Origin of the sequence: Neisseria sp. HMSC070A01, from assembly GCF_001810165.1 — a bacterium.
GTDB lineage: Bacteria > Pseudomonadota > Gammaproteobacteria > Burkholderiales > Neisseriaceae > Neisseria.
In genome coordinates this window covers 119525-133929 of record NZ_KV800126.1, presented here as the reverse complement: position 1 = coordinate 133929, position 14405 = coordinate 119525, and the positions used below count along the sequence as shown (strand labels likewise).

The following is a 14405-nucleotide window of genomic DNA, read 5'->3' as shown; positions in this document are numbered from 1 at the left end:
AGCATCTTCATGCAGAATCAAGCCAAGCCATGAATAAATTTTTCACCCACCCCATGCGGCCGTTTTTCGTCGGCGCAGCGGTGCTTGCCATACTCGGCGCGGTGGTCTTTTTCATCAGCCCCGGAGCCGTCATTTTGCACCGCCAAATCTTCTTGGAACTCATGCTGCCTGCGGCATATGGTGGTTTTTTGACTGCCGCCATGCTCGAATGGACGGGCTATCAAGGCAGTCTGAAACCTGTCGCTACTTTGATGGCGGCATTGTTGCTTGCCGCATCCATCCTGCTGCCGTTTGCGCCGCAACCTGCCTCGTTTTTCGTTGCTGCCTATTGGCTGGTGTTGCTGCTGTTTTGCGCCTGGCTGATTTGGCTCGACCGCAACACTGACAACTTCGCCCTGTTAATGCTGCTTGCCGCGTTTACCGTTTTTCAGACGGCCTATGCCGCGACTGGCGATTTAAACCTGTTGCGCGCGCAAGTGCATCTGAACATGGCAGCGGTGATGTTCGTATCCGTCCGCGTCAGCGTCCTTCTGGGTGCGGAAGCTCTTAAAGAATGTCGTCTGAAAGACCCCGTATTCATCCCCAACGTCGTCTATAAAAACATCGCCATTACCTTCCTGCTGCTGCACGCCGCCGCCGAACTTTGGCTGCCCGCGCAAACCGCCGGTTTTACCGCGCTTGCCGTCGGCTTCATTCTGCTCGCCAAGCTGCGTGAGCTTCACCATCACGAACTCCTGCACAAACACTACGTCCGCACTTATTACCTGCTCCAGCTTTTTGCCGCTGCAGGCTATCTGTGGACAGGCACGGCGAAACTGCAAAACCTGCCCGCCTCCACGCCCCTGCATCTGATTACACTCGGCGGCATGATGGGCGGCGTGATGATGGTGTGGCTGACCGCCGGATTATGGCACAGCGGTTTTACCAAACTCGACTACCCAAAACTCTGCCGCATTGCCGTTCCCCTGCTCTTTATGGCCGCCGTCTCGCGCACCTTTTTAATGAACGTGAACCCGATATTTTTCATTACCATCCCCGCGATTCTGACCATCGTCGTATTCGTACTGTATCTTTTCACATTTGTACCGATATTTCGGGAAAATGCGTTTACGGATGATCCGGAATAAAACAAAAGGCCGTCTGAAAGTTTCAGACGACCTTAGCTTTAAATAAATGCTTTATTTGTTGGCGTTCAAATAAAGATTAATCAGACGTGTAGTCGAGCTGTCGTGTTTTTGCACTTCAGTCTCGCCGTTCAATTCGGCAAGAATGGTTTTAGCCAGTTGTTTGCCGAGTTCTACGCCCCATTGGTCAAAGCTGTTGATGCCCCAAATAATGCCTTGAACGAAGGTTTTGTGTTCGTACATGGCAATCAGGCTACCCATATTGCGCGGGTTGATTTTGTCCATGAGGATGAGGTTGGTCGGGCGGTTGCCTGAGAAGGTTTTGTGCGGAACCAGCTCTTCGATGCGCTCTGCTTCCATGCCTTGGGCTTTGAGTTCGGCGCGGACTTCGTCTGGGGTTTTGCCGCGCATAAAGGCTTCGGCTTGGGCAAAGACGTTGGCCAACAGGATTTCGTGATGGCCTTGCAAATTGCTGCGTTTTTCAAGCGAGGCGATGAGGTCAATCGGCGTGATGTGCGTACCTTGGTGCAGCAGCTGGAAGAATGCGTGCTGGCCGTTGATACCGGTTTCGCCCCAAATAATCGGGGAAGTTTCGTAACCGACCGGTTTGCCGTCAAGGGTCACTTGTTTGCCGTTGCTCTCCATATCGAGCTGCTGGATGAATTTGGGCAGGCGGTGGAGGTGTTGGTCGTAAGGGGCGATGACGTGGCTGCCGCCGCCGTAGTAGTTGATGTACCAGATGCCGATGAGGGCAAGGATGACGGGCATGTTGCGCTCTAGCGGCGTATTGATGAAGTGTTGGTCCATCAGGTGCGCGCCGTTGAGCATTTCGATGAAGTTCTCTTCGCCGAGATACAGCATAATCGGCAGGCCGATAGCTGACCAAAGACTGTATCGTCCGCCGACCCAGTCCCAAAATTCAAACATATTGGCGGTATCGATACCGAATTCGGCTACGGCTTTTTGGTTGGTCGATACAGCAACGAAGTGTTTGGCCACGGCGCTTTCATCGCCTGCATGATCCAAGAACCATTTACGCGCGGTCAGGGCGTTGGTCAGGGTTTCTTGGGTGGTGAAGGTTTTGGAGGCGATGATGAAGAGGGTGGTCTCGGGGTGGACTTTGGACAATACGTCGCGCAGTTGGGAGCCGTCCACGTTGGAGACGAAGTGCATGTTCAAACGCGGATGGCCGAATTGTTTGAGCGCGGTACACATCATCAGCGGACCGAGGTCGGAGCCGCCGATACCGATGTTGACGACGTCGGTGATGACTTGGTTGGTATAGCCCAACCAGCTGCCACTGCGGACTTCGTGTGCAAATTCGCCCATGCGTTGCAGGACATGGTTGACTTTAGGCATCACATCTTCGCCGTCTACGACGATGGGGGCGTTGGTGCGGTTACGCAGGGCGACGTGGAGAACGGCGCGGTTTTCCGTTGTATTGATTTTTTCACCGTGGAACATTTGCTGCATCCGTTCCGGTACGCCTGCTTCACGCGCCAGCTCGAACAACAGTGCCATGGTTTCATCGTTGATACGGTTTTTGGAATAATCCAGTGTCAGGCCGCCGACTTGCAGCCAGTAACGCTCGGCACGTTCGGGATCTTGATCGAACATTTCGCGCATGTGTTGTTCTTTGGTTTCGTCAAAATGTATCCATAATTTTGACCAAGCCGGTAAATCGTGAAGGTGTTTCATCGGATGCTCTCCTGGATAGTGGACAGTTTTGTTGAGAAAACGGCCGTGAGGTCGTCTGAAACGGGAACGGGATGGTTTCCGTTTTTTGAGGTTTCAGACGGCCTGGATATGGGACGAGGCCGTCTGAAAATGTCAGTGAAGAATCAATCTTTATCGTATTCGATGTGTTTGTTGTGTATGCTTTTCTTACTTTTTTGCAGTTGCGTGCTGGCGGTATCGCCCAAGCGTAAGGCCAAGCCGATGGCAAGAATGTCGATAACGGCCAATTGCAGAAGACGGGACACCATAGGCGTATAAAGCTCGGCATTTTCCTGAGTGGCAATGCTCAATACGCAATCGGCCATTTGGGCCAACGGCGAATCATTGCGGGTCAGTGCGATAACGGATGCGCCGTTTTCTTTGGCGATACTGGCCGCGTCCAGCAATTCGATAGACGAGCCGGTATTGGAAATCGCCACCAGCACATCCTGCTCGGTCAATACGGAAGCCGCCATCAGCTGGGTATGCGTATCGACATAAGCAACAGTGGACATGCCGAAGCGGAAAAATTTGTGTTGCGCGTCTTGGGCTACGATGCCGGAGTTGCCGACACCATAAAACTCAACGCGTCGCGCGTGCATCAGAATGGCAATCGCGTTTTCCAGCTCGGATTCTTTCAGGAAGCGGCGCTCGCCCAAGAGGGAGGCTGCGGCATTGCCCAATACTTTTTCAACCACGCTGCCCATGTTGTCATCGGCGTTTAATTCTTCATGAACGTAAGGCATGCCTTCGTGGCCGATGCTGGCAGACAAAGCAAGTTTGAACTCAGGCAAGCCTTTGTAACCCAGGCTGCGGCAGAAACGGATTACTGTCGGCTGACTGACGGACGCACGCTCGGCAATTTCCGCCACAGCGGCATGAACGAACCATTTCGGCTCGGCCAGCGCAGATTCAGCAACTTTGCGTTCTGCGCCGGAGAGGTTGGACAATGATTCGCTGATTTTGCTTAACATATACTCTACCCTTTGATTTTTTGACGTTCAGGACAAGGGTTTTCTCCACCCCTGCCCTGCACCGCCGTTTGTGTGTTTAAACGTTATTTAAATGATTGTCTAATGCCGCCGCTGCGCCGACGATGCCCGGAAACTCGCTCAATACGACATACACGGGAATAGCGGCAAGATAAGCCTCAAAGCGACCTTTATTTTCAAAGCGGCTGCGGAACGGGGACGTTTTAAAGTAATCCAACACGCGCGGGATAATGCCGCCGCACAAATACACGCCGCCGCGCGCACCCAATGACAAAGCCAAATTGGAAGCAACCGTACCCAGCATGGCGCAGAAAATATCCAAAGTCTGACGGCAAAGCGGAGAAGTCCCGCTCAATGCCTTATCGGTAATTTCAGACGGCTTCAGACGGTATTGCTTGATGTTGTCGCGTTTGGCCAATGCCTCGTAAATCAGGCTCAAACCTGCGCCGCTCAAGAAACGCTCGGCAGAAACATGACCGTATTTGTTTTTAGCGTATTGCCAAATCAACACTTCCATATCGTCAAACGGCGGAAAACTGGTATGGCCGCCCTCGCCTGACAAAGCCACCCAGCCTGCGGCGCTGTGCACCAAACCGCTGACACCCAAACCTGTACCCGGGCCGATAACGGCTTTAGGCGCAAATTCGATGGGCTTTTGCCCGCCGATTTGTACCAGGTCTTTCTTTTCGGTTTTGGTCACTGCCAAAGCTTGGGCGGTAAAGTCGTTCAACAGAATCAAGGTTTCCAAACCCAAAGCCTGACGGGTGGTCTCGATGGAAAACGCCCAGTGGTGGTTGGTCATTTGCACCCAATCGCCCAAAATCGGATTGGCAATCGCAAAGGCGGCGTGCAAAACTTTCGGGCTGCCTGCGCGTTCCAAATAAGTTTTAGCGGCATCAACGACAGTATCGTAATCTTTGCATGGTAAAACTTCAGCCTTCTCAATCACTTGCGGGGCAGTTTCAAGCGCAAAACGGGCATTCGTACCGCCGATGTCGGCGACCAGGCGGGGATAAGCTTCAGTGTGCATAGTAGACATGGCAGTTAATTCCTTGATGATTGAGAATCAGGCTGGTCGGATATTCGGTATCGGCCCTTGCGGCAGCTTTATCAAATACTGCTTTTTTCTCTGCGCCTTGAATGGCCAAAAACACATTCGGCGTTTTGGCAATCGCACCCAAAGTCATGCTTACGCGCTCATGCGGCGCGGTAACCGGCGTGGTATGAATCAATGTCGGGTCATCGGCTTCATTGATTGCGGCCTGTAATTGAGGCGCTTGAGGGAACAACGACGCCGTATGTCCGTCTGAACCCATGCCCAACACCAGCACGTCAGGTTGCTTGTAATGTTTCAATGCGTAAGCAACAACAACTTCTGGTTGTAATTCAGTTTCAGATTTTCCGTCTTCAACAACCGGAATCCATGTGGCAACGGCCGCGTTATTTTTGAGCAGATATTCGCGCACCAGGCCCGTATTGCTGTCGGCATGCGTGGTCGGGACAATACGCTCGTCCACCAAAGTAATGCCGATGTTTTGCCAATTTAAATCTTTTTGCGACAAAGCCTCGAAAAACGCAATCGGCGAACGACCGCCGGAAACGGCCAAAACCGCATGGTCTTTCTCATTCAATGCGGTTTGCAGTGCGGCGGCAACGGCATCGGCCAAAGCTTGCGCGGCAGTTGCAGCGTTTTCTTGTTCGTGCCAAACAAACATGTTTCGTCCTTTCATGGTTTCAGACGGCCTTTTGTTGGAAAACAAGGCCGTCTGAAAGAAATATTATTGCTCTTCGTGCCACTTGTTGCCGTCGCGCGCTAACAGCACGCGCGCAGCTTCAGGACCCCAAGAATGGGCTTCGTAAGCATGTGGAGGCGTTGTATTGTTCGCCCAGTTTTCCAAAATCGGCATCACATATTCCCAAGCGGCTTCGAGTTCGTCGCGGCGGTTGAACAAAGCGAGTTTGCCGTTAATCACATCCAGCAGCAGACGCTCATAAGCCTCGGCGCGGCGGCCTTCTACGGCTTTGCCCAAATCCACGCCCAAAGACGTTACTTCCACTTTATTGCCTGCACCCGGGGTTTTCACTTGCGTGTAAAGGCGGACAGATTCGGTCGGTTGTAGCTCAATAACCAAACGATTCGGCGCGGCTTGGCTGTTGTCAAAAATATGGTTTTGCAGCGGACGGAAGTTCAACACAATTTCCGCTACTTTGCCTGCCATACGTTTGCCGGTACGCAAGTAAAAAGGTACGCCTTTCCAACGTTCGTTTTCGATTTCGGCTTTAATGGCGACATAGGTTTCAGTGAAACTGTCTTTCGGTACATCGACTTCTTCCAAATAGCCGTTCATGCCGTTTGACGCAACATATTGGCCGCGAATAACATTTTCATTGACGGATTCGATGGTCAGCGGTTTCAACGCCTTGATGACTTTCACTTTTTCATCGCGCACGGCATCGGCATCCAAGCTGGCGGGTGCTTCCATCGCAGTCATGCACAGCATTTGCATCAAGTGGTTTTGCACCATATCGCGCAATGCGCCGGTAATGTCGTAGAACTCGCCGCGCTCTTCCACGCCCAACTGCTCGGCAATGGTCAGCTGTACGCTTTCAATGTATTTGTTGTTCCACAAAGGCTCGAACATCACATTGGCAAATCGCAAGGCCAGCAGGTTTTGCAGGCTTTCTTTGCCCAAATAATGGTCGATACGGTAGATTTGTTCTTCTTTGAAATAACGGGCCACATCTGTATTGATTTGCTGGGAAGAAGCCAGGTCTGTACCCAGCGGTTTTTCCAGAACCACGCGCACGTTATCGGCATTCAAACCGATTTCGGCAAGGTTTTCACAGGCTTGTGCAAAGAATTTCGGCGCAGTTGAGAGGTAGATCACGACATTTTCAGTATTCTTGCGTGCTTTTACCAAGTCGCCCAAAGCAATGAAGTCGTCTTTCTTTGTCACATCGACTTTCAAATACTCAAGACGTTGGATAAACGATGCCCACGCTTCTTCTGAGAAGTTTTGTTTGACATGGATTTTAGAATTCGTTTCCACTTTGGCCAAAAAGCCGGCGGTATCCAATTCGCTGCGGCTTACGCCCAAAATACGACCTTCGGGATGAAGCAAACCGGCTACATGCGCCTGATACAGGCAAGGCAGAAGTTTACGCATTGCCAAATCGCCGGTCGCGCCAAACAACACCAAATCAAAATTTGTCTGTGTACTCATTGTTTCATCTCTCGTTGAGGAAGCTTGCTTCAAAACTTTTGGACTGTCATCATCTATAAAAATCGATTAGAATCAAAAGCCTTTAAGCAATAAGCAGTAAAAAACCAATCGCCTGCACCAAAATTTCAAACAAGCGGGCTAATGAGTAGTAATACTACACATGGCTACACATTTTGTCTATTCTCATTTTTACAAATTGTTTGATTTAACATAAAAGTTTGATGACTTTTGCAGCCCTTCGTTTTACGAATTGACCATACCTCGATTTAAATCAAATTTCTTACATTTAGCAAATTATTTTGTAACAAAATTACAGATTTTGTACTATAATATGCGGACGCTTCGAAGAGAAATCTTCAAATATTCAGACGGCCCTTATTATTCATTCCCACAATTCAAGGCCGTCTGAAACATACCCAATACAAAAATCAGAAACGCGCAAACAAAATCCCTATCATATCGTTTAGCCAGGAGACCGCACATGAACCCCACTCCTATTCACCCGAAACTCGCCGAAATTACCGAGCGCATCATCGAGCGCAGCCGCCCGACGCGTGAAAAATATCTGGCGAAAATCCGCAGCGCCAAACAGATGGGACGCTTAGAGCGCAACCAGCTCGGCTGCAGCAACTTGGCACACGGCTACGCCTCCATGCCCAAAAGCATCAAAATCGAAATGCTTCAGGAAACCGTCCCAAACTTAGGCATCATCACTGCCTACAACGACATGGTTTCCGCACACCAGCCGTTTAAAGACTTCCCCGACCAAATCAAAGACGAAGCACAAAAAAACGGTGCGACCGCCCAAGTTGCCGGCGGCACGCCCGCCATGTGCGACGGCATCACGCAAGGCTACGCCGGCATGGAATTGTCGCTGTTTTCCCGCGACGTGATTGCTATGAGTACCGCCATCGGTCTGTCGCACCAAATGTTTGACGGCGGCCTGTTTATGGGCGTATGCGACAAAATTGTTCCCGGCCTGATGATCGGCGCTTTGTCTTTCGGCCATATTCCGGGCATCTTCGTCCCGGCAGGCCCGATGTCCAGCGGTATCGGCAATAAGGAAAAAGCCCGTACCCGCCAGCTTTTTGCCGAAGGCAAAGTCGGCCGTGATGCCTTGCTTGAAAGCGAAATGGGTTCCTACCACAGCCCGGGTACTTGTACCTTCTACGGCACCGCCAACTCCAACCAAATGATGATGGAAATGATGGGCGTACACCTGCCTGCCGCCGCCTTCGTCCACCCTTACACCGACCTGCGCGAAGCCCTGACCCGCTACGCTGCCGGACACCTCGCGCGCGGCATTAAAAACGGTACCATCAAACCATTGGGCGAAATGTTAACCGAAAAATCCTTCATCAACGCCCTGATTGGTCTGATGGCGACCGGCGGCTCGACCAACCACACCATGCACCTCGTCGCCATGGCGCGTGCCGCAGGCGTGATTTTGAACTGGGACGACTTTGATGAAATTTCCTCCATCATCCCGTTGCTGATCCGCGTGTACCCCAACGGCAAAGCCGACGTGAACCACTTTACCGCTGCCGGTGGCCTGCCTTTCGTTATCCGAGAATTGCTGGACGCAGGCCTGTTGCACGACGATGTCGATACCGTCGTCGGACACGGTATGCGCCACTACACCAAAGAGCCTTTCCTCATCGACGGCAAACTCGAATGGCGCGAAGCCCCCGAAACCAGCGGCAACGACGACATCCTGCGCAAAGCTGACAATCCGTTCTCCCCGGACGGTGGCCTGCGCCTGATGAAAGGCAACATCGGTCGCGGCGTGATTAAAGTGTCCGCCGTGCGCGAAGGCTGCCGCATCATCGAAGCGCCCGCCATCGTGTTCAACGACCAACGCGAAGTATTGGCGGCATTTGAACGCGGCGAGTTGGAACGCGATTTTGTGTGTGTTGTCCGCTACCAAGGCCCGCGCGCCAACGGTATGCCCGAGCTGCACAAACTGACCCCGCCTTTGGGCATTCTGCAAGACCGCGGCTTCAAAGTGGCGCTGCTGACCGACGGCCGCATGTCCGGCGCATCCGGCAAAGTGCCCGCGTCCATCCACATGACACCCGAAGCCCTGATGGGCGGCAACATCGCCAAAATCCGTACCGGCGACCTGATCCGCTTCGACTCCGTTACCGGCGAACTCAACGTCCTGATTGATGAAGCCGAATGGAACGCCCGCGAAGTCGAACACATCGACTTGAGCGCAAACCAACAAGGCTGCGGCCGCGAACTCTTCGCCAACTTCCGCAGCATGACCAGCAGCGCAGAAACCGGTGCCATGAGCTTCGGCGGCGAATTTGCCTGATGTCCGTTTCAGACGGCCTTCGTGAATAGAAGGTCGTCTGAAAAATTATAAAAGCTGTTTAAACGGAGCAGACATAGCGTGAGCTTTGCCCTCGAATAAACAACTTCCCCCATTTTTCAAAAATGGCCGTCTGAAAACTTAGCCTCTTCCTGTTTGACCTCAACAAAAATGCCCCTATCCCACTTGGAGAACTGAAATGTCCAAACTGACCCCACGCGAAATCCTGACCGCCGGCGCAGTTGTGCCTGTGATGGCGATTGACGACTTAAGCACCGCTGTCGATTTGTCCCACGCCCTTGTCGAAGGCGGCATCCCCACCCTCGAAATCACCCTGCGCACCCCCGTCGGCCTCGACGCCATCCGCCTAATTGCCAAAGAAGTGCCCAACGCCATCGTCGGCGCAGGTACGGTTACCAACCCTGAGCAACTCAAAGCCGTCGAAGACGCAGGTGCGGTTTTCGCCATCAGCCCGGGTCTGCACGAATCCCTCGCCAAAGCAAGCCACAACAGCGGCATCCCCCTGATTCCCGGCGTTGCCACTCCGGGCGAAGTCCAACTGGCTTTGGAGCACGGCATCGACACCCTCAAACTCTTCCCCGCCGAAGTCGTCGGTGGAAAAGCCATGCTCAAAGCCCTGTACGGCCCTTACGCCGACGTGCGCTTCTGCCCGACCGGCGGCATCAGCCTGGCAACTGCACCCGAGTACTTGGCGCTGCCTAATGTCTTGTGCGTCGGCGGCTCATGGCTGACTCCGAAAGAAGCCATCAAAAACAAAGACTGGGATACCATCACCCGTCTAGCTCGCGAAGCTGCCGCTTTGAAACCAAAAGCCTAATAAGGTTATAGGTTAAAAAAGAAAAGGCCGTCTGAATATGATTTCAGACGGCCTTTTTATATCAATTAAGCCAACACTTTCCGTGCCGCCTCCACACCCCAATACAAAGCCTCTTCAAATACCGAATAGCCGCTTAAGTCACTGTGTGCAAACAATAATCCAGTATTTCGGTTTCTGATTTTTAATAAAGCCTCATCGCTTAAATAGCCGGGTTTCGGCACGCTCATGCCATGCCCGCGGACGGTAATGTCAACATGGGAAACATGCCGCCAAAAGCCTTCGCCGTAAACGGTAAGCAGATCTTGTGCGGCAAGCCGGAGCAGCTCTTCGTCGCTTGCTTCAAGCAATTTGCGGCGGACGGCTTGCGGCGTATCGTGGTTGAGCGCGGCGTAGGCGGTAAAAATCGTGCGTTCGGGACGGGCAACCCGGATAAGCTGGTTGGTCGCAACAACATAGCCCAGCCCTTGGCTGCCGTAAACCACATTGTCCCACGCAAGTTCGCTGTTGTTTTTTTCTTTCGGGAAGCTGTGCAGTTCAAAATTAGAAACCAGCCATGGCGCGTATTCGGGAATATCCAGACCAAATTTTTCAGGAGATTCAATAATGCGGGCGGCAACCATCAGCGGCATGGCGGAGATAAGGTGTTGCGCGGTGACGGCAACGGTTTCCCCTTTTGCATTATCACGCAACCACACTTCAATCCGGCCGTCTGAAAGCGGTTTGATTTTGACGGCAGAAGCATTAACCGAAGCAGGTTTCTCCAAACGGATACGGTTTTCAGACTGCCATTGCCAGCCTTCCTGCAAACCGGCATGACGACGCAGGTTTTCAGAAAGATGTGCCAAACCTTCGGGCCAAGTGAGGACGGTTTCCGCGCTGTTGCGGGCGGCAAAATAATGCAGTCCGGCAAAGGCGGATACTTGCGCTATGCCTTGTCCGTAATCGTCGCGGCAACAATAATCGAGATACCACAAAAGCTCGGGCGAGTTATAACCTTCCTGCTCAAGCCATTTTTTAAACGTCAAGCTATCAAGTTTGCGCCATGTTTCATCTACCGATGATAACGCAATCGGAATGGCAAAAATTTTCTTACCGTCATTGCCGTAAGCCTGTTTCAGACGGCCGATTAAATCAAAAAACCGTTTAGAATCCGCATCTTCTTTCGGCAATAAATGTTCCACCCATTTATCCTGATACAAGAGGCGCGATTCGGGCGCATAGACCAAATCGGTTTCCCTAAAGCTGCCGTCCGACTGCAAAATACCGAAATCCGCCAACATCTCGCGCACATACACGCTTTCTTTCGACGGCAAAGCCAAATAATGCGCACCGCTCGGCGCTTTCAGGCCGTCTGAAGACGTATAGGCGGCATTGTTGCCATTGCGTTCAAACCCTTCTGCCAACAATACATCGCGGTGATTATGCTTCGCCAAATACCACAACGCCCCCAACCCAGCCGCACCGCCGCCAAGTATCAGCGTATTGCATTCATAACGACGGGTCGGCGGACTAAGCAATTTCCCGTCGCGCAACAAATGCCCCAACGGCAAACCGACACGGTTAATAGAAACCGGCGGTTTACGGTTGAGGTATTGGTAAGTTTGCCAAGAAAAAGCAGAGGCAGCGCCAAGCGCGGCAGTGTAACTGAGAAATTGACGGCGGGTTAGCATGTTTTATAAAAAGGTCGTCTGAAAAAATAAAAATGAAACGGTACAACGAGGTTAAACAGATCTCACGTTATTTATGCCCTGCCGAATAACCATGATAGGAGCTGCCGGAATGCGATGAGTCGCTGTCTTCCGCTTTGACATAGTTGAACAAGACGGTAAGGAAAATGATGAAAGCAAAGAAAATAATCGTCCCCACCCGTTCTTCTTCGTAATCACGATCGTTTTTATATCTGTCAGAAATCCATATCCATACCAACGCACACAGACTGACCACTATGCCGACAGGGCTACGTAGGTGCGGCGACAGCCAGGCCGGAAGGTTGACGATGATAAGAATCAGCATAGCAATGATACGGGCTACATTATCTCTACTCCCAACATTTCTATTGTCGCCCTTCAGCCAGTAAGAGAGCATCTCCTTAGTATCAAAAGACAGGCCGAATGCCTTTCTCATTTGACGGTAAGACACAGGACTGCTTTTACTCCAGACAATTTCATCCTTGCTCTGCTCGGAACACAGAATGACATTCCTGCCATAACTTTTCTTGCCGCTATATTCCTTATAATGAAGCAAATCGCCTTGTTTGACTTTCCAATAAAAAGCGCCAGCCGCTGCCTCGACCCGCCCGCGGTAATGATCAATCAACATTTCACCGGCAGGATTGCCACTTGAATCAAAGTCCGGCCATGTGTGTAAGGTTTTTGACAGCCGCCAGCGTTTTCCAGACTCAATTAGCCAGGCAAACCCTCGTTGCGTGTTATAAAGCAGATATTCCGTCCAGTATTCGGACTGATTTTGGTTATAGGACGATATTTCGGCAAATCTTACAGCCCCGATAATCAGATATTCTGTATCGTTCAGACGGCCTTTCGTACCAATGGAAAGCGTAAACAGGTTTTCTTGTTCTTTCCTTTGGGCATTTGCCTTCATCAACGCAACAGTATCTTTTGTCGTGTTCAAACTGCTGCCGCAAGACTGACACAAAAGGAAAGAAGTAACACCACTTGGCCAATGGACAGGAGCGCCGCAATGAGGGCAGTTTTCAGAAAGAATCTCTCCTTTCAGACGGCCTGCACTTTCACGGATTTCATCATCACTACGCTTATTTTCCAGCTTCAAACTGTCCAAACTGACTATGCGTCCGAAGTAGGAGTCCATTGGAAAAGTCGAATAATCCAAGGTCAAAAACAAATTGCCCCGCCGCCAGTCGCAAACCTCGCCTGTCGCTTGATTCCCAGATAAGTTGAACGGCAACTCGCCTTGCGCATCGGTATTACGGTAATGTATGGTGCGGACGTCTGACGCAATAAAGGTTTGGCCATTAAAGATCAACGAACTGGAACCGGCTTTCACCGACTTAAAATTTTTCGGCCCCCGTCTCCTCTTCTGGGCAAGCAAACATGTCATCGCATATAAATCGCCAACCTCGGAAAGCCAGCCGGTCTGCCCGTCATCAAACAAGACATACCATTCATTCCATGCGCCGACATCGTAATGCACCTGCAATCGCCCAATCAGCGTAAATTTCCGATCATCAAAAACGCCTCTCGTTCCAATCTGCAACGGACTAAAATCCTCCAGCAACGCAGAATCACGCCCTGAATTGGCAACAAAATATCCGCTCCTCCCATTACCGCTTCTAGCAACCAGCATACTGTGGCAATGGCCACACACCAGCGTCACGGCGGTAGCGGAATACGCCTCCACAGGCGCACCACAGCTTGGGCAATCGGTTTTAAAAAAAGGCGTTTTTTCCATATAACGTCAATATTTCAGTTTAATCAGCATAAGGTTTAAGGCCGTCTGAAAACGGATTGAATATGCTTTCAGACGGCCTGTCTTTTAATAAAGAATAAGTTAAATCTTTTTTCTTGATTGTTCTGCCATATGATGAACTTTGTTTTCTTTAACTAAAGCCAAGTTTACTAATCGGCAAAAAATTGTACATCTCTCTCTTTTACCCATCCGGCCGGGCAAACGCCTTTTGCGACAATAAGCAACTGACCTTCATCATCAACATGAGTGGAAAGACGACATTTTTTGCCTTTGGGCGGTTTGATTTTCCATTCAGTCGGGAAATCGGTAGGTTTGGTGCAGTTGTCAGGTAGGCTCATATCATGGCAACTGATTTGGTTTTCTTTGATTGCCAAAGGTACTTTTTTTACTTTTATCCAAGAGTATCCTTCTTCGGTATTTTTGCTGTCATTACCGACAACGCAAAGGTATTGCATATAGTGCAATTGAGCGATTGAAGATGCCTTATCGTCCGGTTGAGCTTGCAGGGATGCGCCTTGGTTATTACTGACATAAACTTGATTACGGCAATACTCGGTACGATCATGTGTTAATTTTTTTGCTTCGGCACTTTCCACTCCAAGCAAAAACAAACCTGCAAGCAAGTAAATAACCAATGGCAAACTTCTGTTTCTCTTCCAATCTTTTATTTTAAGCATTTTGTTTAAAAGCCTTTTTATACAAAATTTGTTATCTAATTTACTATCAGCCGATTTTTTCAGACGGTCTTAT

At 50.8% G+C, this 14405-nt stretch carries 11 protein-coding genes; 3 read left to right on the top strand and 8 right to left on the bottom strand.

Going from position 1 to position 14405, the window contains the following annotated elements; translation table 11 throughout:
• Window positions 1-29: 29 nt before the first annotated feature.
• Window positions 30-1127 carry an NnrS family protein gene (locus tag HMPREF2711_RS09160; protein ID WP_003745750.1) on the top strand — a complete coding sequence of 366 codons (1098 nt, stop codon included), beginning with the start codon at window positions 30-32 and terminating at the stop codon, window positions 1125-1127.
• Window positions 1128-1178: 51 nt separating this feature from the next.
• Here HMPREF2711_RS09160 and pgi read toward each other — a convergent pair whose 3' ends face one another.
• The 5 genes from pgi to zwf all read right to left on the bottom strand — a co-directional run bounded on the left by pgi (window position 1179) and on the right by zwf (window position 7056).
• Window positions 1179-2822: a glucose-6-phosphate isomerase gene (pgi, locus tag HMPREF2711_RS09155; RefSeq protein ID WP_003745746.1), complete on the bottom strand. Its 1644-nt coding sequence runs from the start codon at window positions 2820-2822 to the stop codon at window positions 1179-1181.
• 143 nt (window positions 2823-2965) lie between these two features.
• Window positions 2966-3814 (bottom strand): DNA-binding transcriptional regulator HexR, encoded by an 849-nt coding sequence (hexR, locus tag HMPREF2711_RS09150; RefSeq protein ID WP_003745745.1) that lies wholly within the window; start codon window positions 3812-3814, stop codon window positions 2966-2968.
• Between the two features lie 76 nt (window positions 3815-3890).
• A complete protein-coding gene (locus HMPREF2711_RS09145) occupies window positions 3891-4871 on the bottom strand; it encodes a glucokinase (protein ID WP_003745741.1) in 981 nt (326 codons plus the stop codon).
• Complete coding sequence (gene pgl / locus HMPREF2711_RS09140) at window positions 4852-5547, bottom strand: 6-phosphogluconolactonase (RefSeq protein ID WP_003745739.1); 696 nt, start codon at window positions 5545-5547, stop codon at window positions 4852-4854. Before pgl ends, HMPREF2711_RS09145 begins: the two co-directional genes overlap by 20 nt.
• A 63-nt stretch (window positions 5548-5610) precedes the next feature.
• Window positions 5611-7056, bottom strand: coding sequence for a glucose-6-phosphate dehydrogenase (zwf, locus tag HMPREF2711_RS09135; RefSeq protein WP_003745737.1), 1446 nt, complete (start codon window positions 7054-7056; stop codon window positions 5611-5613).
• Window positions 7057-7537: 481 nt separating this feature from the next.
• On the opposite strand from zwf, the gene edd reads away from it, so the two are divergent.
• Both edd and HMPREF2711_RS09125 read left to right on the top strand, forming a co-directional pair.
• Window positions 7538-9373 carry a phosphogluconate dehydratase gene (gene edd, locus HMPREF2711_RS09130; protein ID WP_003745735.1) on the top strand — a complete coding sequence of 612 codons (1836 nt, stop codon included), beginning with the start codon at window positions 7538-7540 and terminating at the stop codon, window positions 9371-9373.
• A gap of 196 nt (window positions 9374-9569) precedes the next feature.
• Window positions 9570-10208, top strand: a complete 639-nt coding sequence (locus HMPREF2711_RS09125; RefSeq protein WP_003745733.1) for a bifunctional 4-hydroxy-2-oxoglutarate aldolase/2-dehydro-3-deoxy-phosphogluconate aldolase — start codon at window positions 9570-9572, stop codon at window positions 10206-10208.
• Between the two features lie 65 nt (window positions 10209-10273).
• Here HMPREF2711_RS09125 and HMPREF2711_RS09120 read toward each other — a convergent pair whose 3' ends face one another.
• The 3 genes from HMPREF2711_RS09120 to HMPREF2711_RS09110 all read right to left on the bottom strand — a co-directional run bounded on the left by HMPREF2711_RS09120 (window position 10274) and on the right by HMPREF2711_RS09110 (window position 14332).
• Window positions 10274-11878 carry an NAD(P)-binding protein gene (locus HMPREF2711_RS09120; RefSeq protein ID WP_003745731.1) on the bottom strand — a complete coding sequence of 535 codons (1605 nt, stop codon included), beginning with the start codon at window positions 11876-11878 and terminating at the stop codon, window positions 10274-10276.
• Between the two features lie 67 nt (window positions 11879-11945).
• Window positions 11946-13637, bottom strand: a complete 1692-nt coding sequence (locus tag HMPREF2711_RS09115; RefSeq protein WP_003745729.1) for a DUF4178 domain-containing protein — start codon at window positions 13635-13637, stop codon at window positions 11946-11948.
• Between the two features lie 167 nt (window positions 13638-13804).
• On the bottom strand, window positions 13805-14332 hold the full coding sequence (locus tag HMPREF2711_RS09110; RefSeq protein ID WP_003745728.1) for a hypothetical protein: 528 nt from the start codon (window positions 14330-14332) through the stop codon (window positions 13805-13807).
• Window positions 14333-14405: the final 73 nt, after the last annotated feature.